The 14,019-nt window shown below is 29.6% G+C and carries 11 protein-coding genes; 6 read left to right on the forward strand and 5 right to left on the reverse strand.

Features of this window, described 5'->3' with window-relative positions:
• Positions 1-119: 119 nt before the first annotated feature.
• Both CF66_RS02355 and queD read left to right on the forward strand, forming a co-directional pair.
• Entirely contained in the window at positions 120-1,493 is a 1,374-nt protein-coding gene (locus tag CF66_RS02355) for an L-serine ammonia-lyase (RefSeq protein WP_016503417.1), read from the forward strand.
• A 108-nt stretch (positions 1,494-1,601) separates the two neighbouring features.
• A complete protein-coding gene (gene queD, locus CF66_RS02360; RefSeq protein WP_016503416.1) occupies positions 1,602-1,964 on the forward strand; it encodes a 6-carboxytetrahydropterin synthase QueD in 363 nt (120 codons plus the stop codon).
• Positions 1,965-2,222: 258 nt separating this feature from the next.
• Here queD and pabB read toward each other — a convergent pair whose 3' ends face one another.
• Positions 2,223-3,584, reverse strand: coding sequence for an aminodeoxychorismate synthase component I (gene pabB, locus CF66_RS02365; RefSeq protein WP_034411514.1), 1,362 nt, complete (start codon positions 3,582-3,584; stop codon positions 2,223-2,225).
• Between the two features lie 52 nt (positions 3,585-3,636).
• On the opposite strand from pabB, the gene CF66_RS02370 reads away from it, so the two are divergent.
• The 4 genes from CF66_RS02370 (at position 3,637) to CF66_RS02385 (ending at position 9,024) form a co-directional block, all read left to right on the forward strand.
• Complete coding sequence (locus CF66_RS02370; protein ID WP_016503414.1) at positions 3,637-5,163, forward strand: fumarate hydratase; 1,527 nt, start codon at positions 3,637-3,639, stop codon at positions 5,161-5,163.
• Positions 5,164-5,667: 504 nt separating this feature from the next.
• Positions 5,668-6,264: a GTP cyclohydrolase II gene (locus CF66_RS02375; RefSeq protein WP_016503413.1), complete on the forward strand. Its 597-nt coding sequence runs from the start codon at positions 5,668-5,670 to the stop codon at positions 6,262-6,264.
• Positions 6,265-6,352: 88 nt separating this feature from the next.
• On the forward strand, positions 6,353-7,000 hold the full coding sequence (locus CF66_RS02380; protein ID WP_016503412.1) for an MBL fold metallo-hydrolase: 648 nt from the start codon (positions 6,353-6,355) through the stop codon (positions 6,998-7,000).
• A 263-nt stretch (positions 7,001-7,263) separates the two neighbouring features.
• Positions 7,264-9,024 (forward strand): DEAD/DEAH box helicase, encoded by a 1,761-nt coding sequence (locus tag CF66_RS02385; protein ID WP_016503411.1) that lies wholly within the window; start codon positions 7,264-7,266, stop codon positions 9,022-9,024.
• An 87-nt stretch (positions 9,025-9,111) separates the two neighbouring features.
• On the opposite strand, the gene queC is transcribed toward CF66_RS02385, so the two are convergent.
• From queC to CF66_RS02405, 4 genes are all read right to left on the reverse strand, one after another.
• On the reverse strand, positions 9,112-9,804 hold the full coding sequence (queC, locus tag CF66_RS02390) for a 7-cyano-7-deazaguanine synthase QueC (RefSeq protein ID WP_016503410.1): 693 nt from the start codon (positions 9,802-9,804) through the stop codon (positions 9,112-9,114).
• A gap of 26 nt (positions 9,805-9,830) precedes the next feature.
• A complete protein-coding gene (queE, locus tag CF66_RS02395; RefSeq protein WP_016503409.1) occupies positions 9,831-10,499 on the reverse strand; it encodes a 7-carboxy-7-deazaguanine synthase QueE in 669 nt (222 codons plus the stop codon).
• 172 nt (positions 10,500-10,671) lie between these two features.
• Positions 10,672-11,763, reverse strand: a complete 1,092-nt coding sequence (locus CF66_RS02400; protein WP_081846844.1) for a 3-deoxy-7-phosphoheptulonate synthase — start codon at positions 11,761-11,763, stop codon at positions 10,672-10,674.
• 253 nt (positions 11,764-12,016) lie between these two features.
• Positions 12,017-13,816: an ABC transporter ATP-binding protein gene (locus CF66_RS02405; protein WP_034411424.1), complete on the reverse strand. Its 1,800-nt coding sequence runs from the start codon at positions 13,814-13,816 to the stop codon at positions 12,017-12,019.
• Positions 13,817-14,019 lie beyond the last annotated feature (203 nt).

The raw sequence follows: 14,019 nt of genomic DNA on the forward strand, positions 1-14,019 counted from the left end.
TAGCGTAAAAAAAGATATAACTATATAAGAGTCAAAATGTTTTTTAAAAAAATAATTTCAATGAGTTATACATTACTAGTGCATACTTCCGTTAAAGATTCAACTCACAGGAAATATTTATGCTATCAATTTTTGATATTTATAAAATAGGTATTGGCCCTTCTAGTTCTCATACTAATGGTCCAATGATTGCAGGTTATAATTTTACTCATCTAATAGCTCCAATGATTAATAAAGTTAATCGTATTCAAGTTGATCTATATGGTTCACTATCTTTAACAGGAAAAGGACATCATACGGATAAAGCAGTTATTCTAGGTTTATTAGGAAATAAACCAGAGACTATAAAAATTAATATTGCAAATAATAAAATGAAAACTGTTATTAAAAATAGCAAGCTTTTTTTATTAGGAAATCGTGTAATTGATTTTAAATATAAATCAGATATTATTTTTCATTCTGGAAATTTACCATTACATGAAAATGGTATGACTATCACTGCATATGATTTATTTGGTTCAATAATACTCTTTGAAACTTATTATTCAAATGGTGGTGGTTTTATAACAACAGCTAAGGAGTTTAAAAAAAAGAAAAATAATAAAGATCTAATTAGTGTTGAATTTCCATTTAAATCTGCTAGTGAAATGTTATTTCAGGCTAAAAAGCATGGTCTTAGCCTAGGAAATATGATACTACGCAATGAATTGTCTTTTCGAACCATGAGATCTATTGATAGAAAAGTTAAAAATCTTTGGAAAGTGATGCTGTTATGTATGAAGAGAGGTTTCGAAACAGAAGGAATTTTAGAAGGTGGATTAAATGTTACTAGAAGGGCTCCAAGATTGCTTAAAAAATTAAAGTCTGATGAATCATTTGATAATGATCCTATGGTAATTATGGATTGGATTAATCTTTTTGCTTTTGCTGTGAGTGAAGAGAATGCTTCTGGTGGGCAAATTGTCACTTCACCAACAAATGGTTCAGCAGGGATTATCCCCGCTGTTTTAATGTACTACAACAAATTTATTAAAAAACTAGATACCAATCAGCTAAAAGATTTTTTTGCTGTATCTGGTGCTATTGGTATTTTATATAAAACAAATGCTTCTATTAGTGGTGCAGAAGTAGGTTGTCAAGGAGAGGTTGGGGTTTCATCTTCTATGGCTGCAGCAAGTCTTACTGCTTTACGAGGTGGAACTAATAATCAAATTTGTATCGCAGCTGAAATTGCAATGGAACACTCTCTTGGCATGACATGTGATCCTATTAGTGGTTTAGTCCAAGTACCTTGTATTGAGAGAAATGCAATGGGTGCAATAAAAGCAATTAATGCTTCAAGAATAGCTTTAAAATCTAGCAATACATGCTTAATTTCACTAGATAAAGTTATTAATACCATGTATCAAACAGGTAAAGATATAAATAAAAGATATCGGGAAACATCTCTTGGAGGATTAGCATCCATCTATTTAGAACCTCCCCATGAATAAAATTCATATTTTTGATAAATTAATGTGCTTTTTATTTTTATAAAATATGAATAGTACCTTTTTTTATATAACTGGTTTTTAATTTGATACAATTTTCAAGAGGTTGAAATGAAAACAGAGATATATAAAGACTTTACCTTTGAAGCCGCTCACCATTTGCCTAATGTGCCTAAAGGTCATAAATGTGGTCGATTACATGGACACTCTTTTCTTGTTCGTCTTTATATACAAGGTAATATAGATCCAAACACTGGTTGGTTAGTAGATTTTTCTGATATTAAGAAATTATTTAACCCAATTTATGAACAGTTAGATCATTTTTACTTAAATGAGATTACTGGGTTAGAGAATCCGACTAGCGAAGTTCTTGCAATTTGGATTTGGAGGAAACTAAAACCCTCATTGCCTATATTAAATAAAATAGAAATTAAAGAAACTTGTACTACAGGTTGCATTTACTCAGGTAAATAAATATAGTATCTAACTGTTTTTTTTAAATACGTAACTTTAAAATAAACTAACCAAAATGATAATTAAAACATTTGATGCTTGATGTTAGTTTTAATAGATTACAAGAAAATATAAAGTATTGATTATGGCTCTAACTATTAGCATATTAATGGATTTATTTGAAATGCTTAGTGTAGCATAAATGGTATTTTTAATAAAACCTACTTATCATATATAAAAAGATTTAGAAAATATTTTTTAGAAGTGACCTTAATATTCTTATAGTACCTTTAAAATTTGACTAAGTTTATCTAACGTTTCTTGATATTCAGAATCACGATTACTATCAGCTACTATACCACTACCAGCCCATGCATAAATTTTCCTATCTTTTATAAGTAATGTCCTAATTGCAATATTTGTATCCATCTTATGATTACGACTTATATAACCAATACTTCCGCAATAAATATGTCGTCTATTTGGTTCTAGTTCTTCTATAATATTCATTGCTCTTATTTTAGGAGCACCAGTAACTGATCCTCCAGGGAAGCTAGACCGCAATAGTTCAATATATGAATATTTACTATCTAATTTAGCTGTAACAGTACTGACTAAATGATGTACTGCTGGAAAACTTTCTATAAAAAAAAGATTAGGAACATGTACAGTCCCTGGTTTTGCTACACGACCAAGATCATTACGAAGAAGATCAACAATCATGAGATTTTCAGCTTGATCCTTTTCAGAATTTATCAATTCAAGTGCATAGTTTTTATCTTTGTTATAATCTTTAGATCTTGGACGTGTTCCTTTAATTGGATTAGTTTTAATTAATCCATTGTTTACTTCTAAAAATCTTTCAGGAGATAAACTGATGATTGTACCTTTTTTTATGCGAATAAAAGCTGAAAAAGGAGATAAGTTCAATTTTTCTAATCTTTGATAGGCTTCCCATTCACTACCTATACATTTTGTATGAAAACGTTGAGCCAAATTAATCTGATAACAATCTCCATTAAATATATATTCCTGTATTTTATCAAATTTATTAGTATAACTTATTTTATCCATATTGGATTGCCACTTTTCTGTGAGATGAAATTTAGATTGAGAAGATTTAACTTGATTGCTAATCCATTGCCAATATTTATCTACATTTAGACCTACAACAAAAGCTGCTTTCAATCGATGATCTACTATGATAGCCCATTCATAAAAACCAACTGCCATATCTGGTAAATCAATATCTTTCTCAGAAAAATTAGAAATATTTTCAATTCTTCTCCCTAAATCATAAGAAAAATAACCTAAAATACCACCAATAAAAGGAAATTGAAATTCAGTAGAAACGTTAGGAAGATAAAGGTCTTGAAGTTCAGAAATAAGTTTAAATGGATCAGAACTTGTACTATACGAAGTTAGTTCAGTATCAACAGTAGTAATATTTGAGTATGTCTCTAGCTTAACTTTAGGTAGACTAACTAAGATATCAAACCTACTATTTTTATGTACAGAGGATGCAGAACTAAGTAGCATTGACCAGGATAAGTGTTCAATTTTAGAAAAAAGTTGTTTAGATAAGTTTGGAAAATACTTAATTTTTTTAATTTGAATATTATTTAACTGGTTATTATTAATTTTTGACAAAAAAGTCACTCTATTTTGATATTACAAGAAAAGGCATCATAAAATGACAATAATTAGAGAACAAGATATAATTAGCAGTGTTGCTGATGCACTTCAATATATTTCTTATTATCATCCATTAGATTTTATTAAAGCTTTAGAAAAAGCATATTATCGAGAAAAAAGTCAAGCAGCGAAAGATGCTATTGCTCAAATTTTAGTCAATTCACGTATGTCTGCTGAAGGTCATCGTCCAATTTGTCAAGATACAGGAATTGTTACTTGTTTCTTAAAAATTGGGATGAAAGTACGTTGGAATTCAACAAATTTAACTTTCCAAGAGATGATTGATAAAGGCGTCCACCAGGCTTATACAAACCTAGAGAATCCATTACGTGCTTCTATTGTAATGGATCCTGCAGGAAAGAGAATTAATACTAAAGATAATACTCCTGCTGTCGTTCATATTGAGATGATCCCTGGTAATGTAATGAAAATTTTTCTTTCAGCAAAAGGAGGAGGTTCTGAAAATAAAACTCAAATGGCCATGCTTAATCCTTCTGATGATATTGTAAATTGGGTAGAACATTCAGTAAAAAAAATGGGTTCTGGATGGTGTCCACCAGGAATATTAGGGATAGGAATTGGCGGGACAGCAGAAAAATCTGCACTGTTAGCGAAAGAATCGTTGATGGAACATATTAATATCCAAGAACTTATAACACAAGGCCCAAAAAATTTTGAAGAAGATTTACGATTAAATATTTTTAACAAAGTGAATAGATTAGGAATTGGAGCACAAGGACTTGGTGGATTAATTACAGTTATAGATGTAAAAATTAAAACTGCACCAACTCATGCTGCTTCCAAACCAATTTGTTTAATTCCAAATTGCGCAGCTACTCGTCATATTAATTTTACTTTAGATGGAACTGGTCCAGCAAATTTAGAAATACCAAAATTATCAGATTGGCCCAAAATCACCTGGAAAATCAATAACAATACTCGTAAAGTTGATCTGAATAAACTAAAAAAAGAAGAACTTATAAGATGGCAATCTGGAGAAACACTTTTGCTATCAGGTAAAATTTTTACAGCTCGTGATGTTGCTCATAAACGTTTACAAGATGTTATTGAAAATAAAAAACACTTACCATTAAACATTAATTTAAAAGGTAAATTTTTATATTATGTGGGTCCTGTTAACGCTATAAAAGATGAAGTAGTGGGTCCTGCAGGACCCACTACTTCATCTCGAATGGATAAATTTACTAATATGATGTTAGAGAAATTTGGTATTATAGGCATGATCGGGAAAGCAGAGCGTAATCATAAAATAACAAAATTAATTAAAAAGTACAAAGCTGTTTACTTAATAGCTGTTGGCGGTGCTGCTTATTTAATATCTAAATCTATAAAAAAATCGAAAATAGTTGCATTCAAGGACTTAGGAATGGAAGCAATTTATGAATTTGAAGTTAAAGATATGCCTGTTACTGTAGCTATTGATGCTAGTGGTAAAAATATACATCAAAAAGGTCCAGAGACTTGGAAAATAAAGATTTCTGAATTTCAAAAAAATATTCGTTAATCTTAATATTGATGATGAATGCTAGTATAAATAAACTTTTAAACTTTTTTTATTTCAACTTTATTTTCTAAAAAAATTTGTTAATTATATTAGTATATATTCTTTCATATAAGTAAATATGTAGTTATAAGCTATAATAGCTCTATATATCGGAGTTCATTTTAAATGAACAGTATAAGTAAATGTCAATATATGTGATTGTTATCCCATAATTTATTATCATATATATATTCTACTGCTTTGCAGAAACATATCATATTTTATATGATAATGAAGAGTAGGTTAGGTAAATAACCCTTTAGCTATCATCTTTAAAATTAGCTTAAAGCTAGAAGAAATAATTTCATTTGACTTTGTTAATACGAATTTTCATTCGTCAATAATAATAACAATGGCTTTAAGTGTTTTATGCATAATTATTAAAAATACTCTATCCACTCTCCATGGTTAGTATAGTGCTGTAATCTATTAATCACTGAATCAGAAATCCAAGTGAGTAAAAACATGGCGAAAGTACGAGCTAGAGTTAATCTAAAAGTAGGGATTAAAAGTGACATTGATGCGGAGATTTTATCTTTTAGCAGACTAAAAACGGAAAAAGAGCATATAGCAGTTGTCTTCAAGCATGCTGATTTAAAAAGCAAAATTCCATTAGTACGTATGCATTCAGAGTGCCTAACTGGTGATGTTTTCCATTCGTCTCGCTGTGACTGTGGTGAACAATTAGATGAAACCATTTATAAAATGAGCAAATATGGAGGAATTATTCTTTATTTGCGTCAAGAAGGGAGAGGAATCGGATTATATAATAAAATTGATGCTTATCTACTGCAAAGTCAAGGTATGAATACTTATGAAGCTAATAATCATTTAGGATTTGGTGACGACCTTCGTGATTTCAGTGAAGCTGCTCAAATGCTGAAAGCATTGAACGTAACTAAAATTCGATTAATAACTAATAATCCCAAAAAAGTTAAAGAACTAAAAGCAAATAATATCGAAATAACTGAAGTTATAAATACTTCTGCACATATTAAGTCAGGTAATCAAGGTTATTTAAAGGCAAAAGCATCATACGGAAAACATAATTTAAAATTATAAGTGGTGTATAATTATGTCAATTAATTAAAATAACTTGAATATATTATACTCTCACTTAGAATCTACATCTTTCTTATTGGAGTTTTGAATGTCTATAAAATATCAAGTAGTTCCTGTGACTTCATTTTTCCAAAACTGTTCTATTGTCTGGTGTGATGAAACAATGGAAGGTATTGTGATAGATCCTGGTGGCGATGAAGAAAAATTAGCTAATCTTATCAATAAACTTAAGATTAAAGTTATCTGTTTGGTACTCACTCATGGTCATCTAGATCATGTCGGTGGAACACAGGCACTTTCTAGAATATTAGGTGGAATCAATATCATTGGGCCTCATAAAAAAGACAAGTTTTGGTTTAAGGCTTTAGATAAACAAAGTAAAATGTTTTCCCTTCCTATTATAGAATCTTTTGAACCTAAAGAGTGGTTAAAGGATCAAGATCAAATAAAATTTGGAAAACAAATTCTAGATGTATTTCATACCCCAGGACATACTCCTGGACACATCGTTCTATTTAACCAAAAATCTCAGTTAGCTTTTGTTGGCGATGTTTTATTTAATGGCAGTATTGGTCGAACAGATTTTCCAGGAAGTAGTCTCAATGAATTGATAAATTCAATTAAAACAAAGCTATGGCCACTAGGTGACACTGTACATTTTATATCAGGCCATGGTCCAGAGTCGACATTTGGTTACGAGCGAACATCAAATCCGGTTTTATTAAATCTAAAATGATTTTTTAAGAGAATAAGGTTTTGATTTTCTTATTCTATAACTAATTAAATAAATAATTGTGATGTATTTCAATTTTTTTCTGGATCTTTTTATCTATTTAAGGAATAATTCGCCTCCGGAAGTAATAATATCCCAGTAGCCTCTATTGCATTTAAACTCTATTGCTTTACTTGATGAAGCAAGAAGTAAACTTAATATTAAGTTAGTATTGGAATTGAATAGATGCAAATGGGAATTCTTGTTAACAATATAGTAGGATTTCAATGCAAAATTCTGTGATTCAATTCAAGGAACTAGATTTAAATAACTTTATCCTTTCTGCTTTAGATGAGATGGGTTTTATAAGGCCCACTCCTATTCAGTCATCAGCTATTCCTCATTTACTAACAGGTAAAGATCTATTAGGAAAAGCCCAAACAGGCACTGGAAAAACAGCTGCATTTGCTTTACCTTTGCTTAATAAATTGAATTTTAAACAAAATAAACCAGAAGCTGTTATTCTTTCACCAACTCGTGAATTGGCAATTCAAGTAGGAGCAGAGATAAAGAATCTTGGTAAAAACCTAAATGAACTGAAAGTATTAGAAGTCTATGGCGGTGTTTCTATTTCAGATCAAATTCGTGCACTGAGATCTGGTATTAATATCGTGGTAGGGACTCCTGGTCGAATTCAAGATCTTATTAAGAGGAATTGCTTACATTTAGATGAAGTACATACTTTTATTTTAGATGAAGCTGATGAAATGTTAAACATGGGTTTTGTAGATGATGTAACTTGGATTATGGAGCATGCATCAGAAACAGCACAGCGCGTTATGTTTTCTGCAACTATACCTCCTATATTGAAAAATATTATTAAACGTTTTTTACGTAATCCTAAGTATATTGATGTAGCTGGAAAAAATCATATTGTTGAACAGGTAGAACAACAATTCTGGGTTGTAAAAGGGATTGAAAAAGATGAAGCAATCTCTCGTTTTCTTGAAACTGAAGAGACAGATGCATCTATAATATTCGTTCGTACTCGTCAAGAAACTGAACGGTTAGCTAATTGGCTAAGTAATTATGATTTTAAGGTTGCTGCTTTACATGGTGATATTCCTCAATCTCAACGTGAACGTACTGTTGAAAATATTAAGCATGGTGTAATTGATATTCTAGTTGCAACAGATGTTATTGCTCGTGGTCTTGATATTCATCGAATTACTCATGTATTTAATTATGATATTCCATTTGATGCTGAGTCCTATATTCATCGAATTGGACGTACTGGTCGTGCTGGACGTAAAGGGAAAGCGATTCTTTTAGTGCGTACAAATCAGTTACGTATGCTTAGAACTATTGAGCGCGTAATCAAATCTTCAATACAAGAAATTCAATTACCTTTACGTGATAAAATAGCAGAAATTCGTCTGATTAAATTAAGTGCAGAAATTAAAGCTGAGAAAGAGCATAAAATAATTAAAAAATTTCTTGTTTTAATTGAAAAATTAAAAACATCTTTAGAAATTGATACAGAAATGCTAGCAGCGATTCTTCTTAAACGCCAACAGGGGAAGCGTCCATTATTCTATTCTGGTTCAGATCCAATGATTACTGTCATTGAACGTGATAAATTACGTCGAAAAAAAGAATATCGTGATTCTAATAGATCTAGTAATTTAAATACTCCAGAAAATTGGGATACTTACGAACTTCAGGTAGGTCGTGATCAAGGTATTCAAGTTAAAGATATTGTTGGTGCATTAGCAAATGAATTAGGATTAACAAAAACTTCTATTGGAGCAATAAAATTAACTCAAAATCAAACGTATGTTCAATTACCCAAAATGATGAATTCTAGAATTATAGATAAACTACGTAAACTAAGAATTCGTCAAAAAGAAGCTTTTGCAGTATTATGCGATTTTAGAGGCTTTTATGAATTTCGTAGTTATCGAAATAGTGGACAGAATTATAGTAACCGCATAAACCGAAATCATAGTAGTCAAAAACGTCGAAGATTTACACGTAATCATGATTAACTTAAATTAGTGAAAACTAGAAAATATGATACATATGCATATCATCAATATACTAAAATTCAAGCTAATATTAGTTATTAGTTACTCCTATGATGAATTTACCTTCTTAAGATAAGATTTCATTATAGACTTTGGATTACTCAGGTAATTGTTTAAACCGATATTTCTTAATTTGCAAGCTAAACAATTACCGCAACCTATACCAATAATTCCATTATAACAAGTCAAGGTTTTATATCGTATCAAATCTAGAACATTATACTTATCCGCCATAGCCCATACCTCAGCTTTATTAAGTCTCATAAGTGGTGCAAGAATATTTACTTTATAATCCATTCCCTGAATTAAAGTTTTATTCATATTCTTCAAAAAAACACTCCGACAATCAGGATATCCAGATGAATCTGCTTCACATAATCCTGTAATAACTGCATCTGCACTGATTTGATAAGCATAAATTCCAGCTAAAGTTAGAAATAAAATATTTCTACCAGGTACAAATGAATTTGGCAATCCATTATTTTGTAATTGATTAGATACAGGAAGTTCTTCTCTAGTTAATGCACTAATTGTTAATTTATTTAAAAGAGTTAAATCCATCAACTTATGTGTAGTTACTTTAAAATATTGTGCTAAATTAATGGCAACCTTAATTTCTTTCCTATGCCTTTGAGCATAATCAAAAGTAACAGCATGAACTTCATCAAATTCATCTAAAGCTTTTACTAGACAAATTGTAGAATCTTGACCACCACTAAAGACAACAACTGCTTTCTTCATTATTTTTTATTTGATTCTTATTTAAACTATACTATATTCAAGTATTTATGACTTTGAATAGATAAACGCCAATTTCTTTGAATACATGTTCTAATACATAATTCTGTTGCATGTGTTTTTTGGCTAACAGGCTGTAGAGAAATAATAGTTTTATCGCTTATTTTGATACTTGATAATAGTTTATCTAATTTTTTTATATCTTTTTCTACAGCAACTGGATATTTAATTTCATCAGCTCTGTATAGAGCACTATTAAGTACTGGTAGTTTATTTTTCATCAAAAATTTTGGTGATACTGTAACCCATGTCCTTTTTGATACTCGAATCTCTGATGTACCACTAGTCTCTATTTGACAGGAACAACCTATTATTTCAAAACCATTAAGAAGTGGCCGTAAATCATAGATACAAGGTTCACCACCAGTAATTACTATATGCTTTGCTAAAAAACCTCGCTTACGATATACATCGATAATTTCTTGAGCAGAAGATAAACACCAAGATTCACTTGGATAAGTTTTATTTAAAATCTCATTTAAATCACATTGATTTTGAAAATTCACATTCCAAGTATCTTTAGTATCACACCAAGAACATCCTACAGTACAACCTTGAAGACGAACAAAAACCGATGGAATACCTGATAAGCTTCCTTCGCCTTGTATAGTTTCAAATATGTCATTAACTTTATACAAAATTGGTTAACTATGATGTTAAAATTAGAAGTATAAGATATACTTTATAATTTAAAAAAACTAGCACTTTAAGTTAAATTTAAAACTATCATGTTTACTAAAAATGATTAACTAGTAAAATACTGGATAGCCTCATGCTTGTTTACATATTACATTTTATCTAATGTATCTACTAGACAAATATTCCTTTCTGTTTTTTCCGTTTTTTGATTTTATTTATAGACGTCATCTGATAAATTTTAACAGCATTCATTAGCATGTCTAATAAAGTAGTTGTATCTTTCCAACCAAGGCAAGGATCAGTAATAGATTGACCATAAATAAGGTTATTTAAATCTTCTATTGATTGATTACCTTCTTCAATAAAACTTTCTGCCATAATTCCTGCTATATAACCTTTACCTAATTTTATTTGTTTACAAATATCTTTAGCTACATCTAATTGTTTAAAATGTTTTTTTTCACAATTAGCGTGACTACAATCAATCAATAACCGTTTAGGTAAATTAAATTTAGAAAGTTGCATACAAACATTTTCTACTGATTTGAAATCATAATTAGGACCAGAGTTCCCACCACGTAGGATAATATGTCCATATGGATTTCCACTAGTTTTATAAACTGTCATACGCCCATTATTATCTGGTAAATATAAATAATGAGAAAAATTAGATACACGAATTGCATCAATAGCAATTTTAATACCACCATTTGTTCCATTTTTAAATCCAATAGGACAAGATAATGCTGAAGCCATTTCTCGATGTCTTGGAGATTCTGTAGTTCTAGCACCAACTGCACCCCATGTAATTAGATCTGCAATATATTGCCCTGTAATCATATCAAGAAATTCAGTAGCTGTAGCTAAGCCAAGCGCATTAATATCCAATAATAATTTACGTGCTTTATATAAACCTACTTTTAATGCATATGATCCATCTAAATTTGGATCAGTAATCAATCCTTTCCAACCAATAAAAGTTCTTGGTTTTTCAAAATACGTACGCATTATAATAAATAATTGTTTTTTATATTTTTCTTGAAGTACAGATAACTGCTTAGCATATTCAAAAGAAGCTTTAGTATCATGTACTGAACAAGGGCCAACAATAACTAATAGCCTTTTATCTTGGCCAGTGAGTATTTTTTCTGCTTGTTTACGAAATTGAGTTATCCTTTTTTCAATATCATTAGTAATAGGAAGTGATTTTGCTAATTCAGCGCATGTTGGCATTATGTCTAGTGCTTTAGCTTTCAATGACATAGGTTTAATAGTTTTATAATTAAATACTAAAAGTATTAACTTTAGTTAAAGGAATCAATTGATATTTAATTCTGAACTAAAATGCCAGGAAATTGATATATTAAAACTATTATTGAAATAATAAATAATCTAAATATCTATCTATTTTTGACAAGTTAGTGAATATATTTAAATATATTGATGTATAAAATTTTAATAAACACAAAAGAAATATGACCATTTCTATTTAATGTTTACGATAGTGTTATTTTCATTAAAAATTAGAAGAGAGATATTCCCCATACAAAGTTTGATATAAACCTTTTTGTTTAATTAATTCATCATGGTTGCCCATTTGAGTAATTCTACCATTATCAAGTACATATATTACATCGGCTTTTTTTACTGCCGATAATCTATGCGCAACTATAATAGTTGTTCTACCGTTTAAAAATTTAGTTAATGCATTATGCACTGCTAATTCAGTTGCAGTATCTAATGCTGAAGTGGCTTCATCCAAAATAACTAACTTGGGATTACTCAAAATCATACGGGCTATTGCTAAACGTTGACGTTGTCCTCCTGATAACCGAACTCCATTACGACCAATTTGAGTATCTAAACCACTACTTAGCTTTAATATAAAATCATCCATCTGTGCAATTTCTAATGCATTCCAAATTAATGCATCTTCATATTGATTTCCAAATGATACATTATTTCTCAATGAATCATTAAAAAGTATTGGATGTTGTAAAACAACAGAAATATTTTCTCGAATAAGCTTAAAACCTATTTCATTAGCTAATTTACCATTAAATCGAATAGTTCCTGAATTTTGAGAATTCATACCAAGTAATAATTGAATTAAAGTAGATTTACCGCTACCACTAATTCCAACCAAGGCAACTTTTTTACCTGATGGAATAATTAAACTTAAATTATTTAATATTTGATTTTCTTTATGATAATGAAAACAAATATTACTGATGTTAACTTCTATGCTATCTTTGTACTCAAATGGATTGATTTTACTTTTTGGACGATATTCTTCCTCTAATATTAGAAGTTTATTTATACGAATTAAAGCTGCTTTTGCACTATACCAAGAGAATTGAATACCTAATAATTCTTGTACAGGACCTAACATAAACCATAAATAACCAAATACAGCAAACACTTGACCAATAGTTAAATCGCTAAATAAAACCATCAACATTGCTACACTTCTAAATATTTCAAATCCAAGTAAAAATAGTAAAAATGAAAGCCTACCAGCAGCCTCAGATTGCCAAGCATATTTATCGGAATTTAAACAAATTTGATTTGCTTGAATTTTCAATTGTTCTAAAAATTTTTTTTCTTTATTATCAGCTCTAAGTTGATAAATACTATCTAATATTTCTATTAAACGATTCTGAAATTTTTCAAATGAAGAATTTTCCTGTTGCTTAAGTAGTTTAACTCTATTACCTAATTTTCCAGAAAAATAAATAACAATTGGATTAGTTAACAGAATAAATAATCCTAATCTCCATTCTAACCATAATAGAACCAGTGCAGTACCTAATACTGTTAATAAACTAATCATAAATTTACTTAATGTACTACCTATAAATTCATCAATTGTTTCAATATCTACAATTAAATGAGCATTAATTCCACCACTACCTTGAGTTTCATATTGTTTAATACTAATCTTACCTAACTTGTCAATCATCTTAACACGCATTTTATAGGTAATTGTTTTAGAAACAAAAGTAAACTGCTTACCTTGAAGAATATTCAATCCTTGACTTAAAGTGCGCATTAAGATGATTAATATTAAAGTTAACAATATATAACCAACTGAAGTTTGCATTTTCTCTGGTAACAAGTGATTCATTAGAGCTAAACCGGATCCAGGTTTTTCTAATAATACCTCATCAACCATAAGGGGCATTAATAAAGGAATTGGGACACTAACTAATGCAGCGAGAATAGCAATACCATTAGCAAAAAAAAGCTTAGATTTATATTTTTTTACCTGTTTTATTAGCCAATAATAGCTAATAGTATTACTTGTTTGGAACATTGAGAAACAAAAACACTATATTTAATTAAATGAAATATGTCCGACTAGAATTTTTAACAGATGTCCTTAGACAGTTTAATTAATGAAATAGTCTAATATTAAAAATAAAGCAACTACAATAATAAAATAACACTAATGATTAGCATTGAATATCTAATTATGCAATCAGATAAACAATAAATCTTACTTCAAGATAAATATTT

The organism is Candidatus Photodesmus anomalopis, from assembly GCF_000731785.2.
Lineage (GTDB): Bacteria > Pseudomonadota > Gammaproteobacteria > Enterobacterales > Vibrionaceae > Vibrio > Vibrio anomalopis.

What these genes read in the sequence shown, in the direction of transcription:
- CF66_RS02355 (WP_016503417.1), top strand. Translation starts at nt 120, where the DNA reads ATGCTATCAATTTTTGATATTTATAAAATAGGTATTGGCCCTTCTAGT.
- queD (WP_016503416.1), top strand. Translation starts at nt 1,602, where the DNA reads ATGAAAACAGAGATATATAAAGACTTTACCTTTGAAGCCGCTCACCAT.
- CF66_RS02370 (WP_016503414.1), top strand. Translation starts at nt 3,637, where the DNA reads ATGACAATAATTAGAGAACAAGATATAATTAGCAGTGTTGCTGATGCA.
- CF66_RS02375 (WP_016503413.1), top strand. Translation starts at nt 5,668, where the DNA reads ATGGCGAAAGTACGAGCTAGAGTTAATCTAAAAGTAGGGATTAAAAGT.
- CF66_RS02380 (WP_016503412.1), top strand. Translation starts at nt 6,353, where the DNA reads ATGTCTATAAAATATCAAGTAGTTCCTGTGACTTCATTTTTCCAAAAC.
- CF66_RS02385 (WP_016503411.1), top strand. Translation starts at nt 7,264, where the DNA reads ATGCAAAATTCTGTGATTCAATTCAAGGAACTAGATTTAAATAACTTT.
- queC (WP_016503410.1), bottom strand. Translation starts at nt 9,804, where the DNA reads ATGAAGAAAGCAGTTGTTGTCTTTAGTGGTGGTCAAGATTCTACAATT.
- CF66_RS02400 (WP_081846844.1), bottom strand. Translation starts at nt 11,763, where the DNA reads ATGTCATTGAAAGCTAAAGCACTAGACATAATGCCAACATGCGCTGAA.
- CF66_RS02405 (WP_034411424.1), bottom strand. Translation starts at nt 13,816, where the DNA reads ATGTTCCAAACAAGTAATACTATTAGCTATTATTGGCTAATAAAACAG.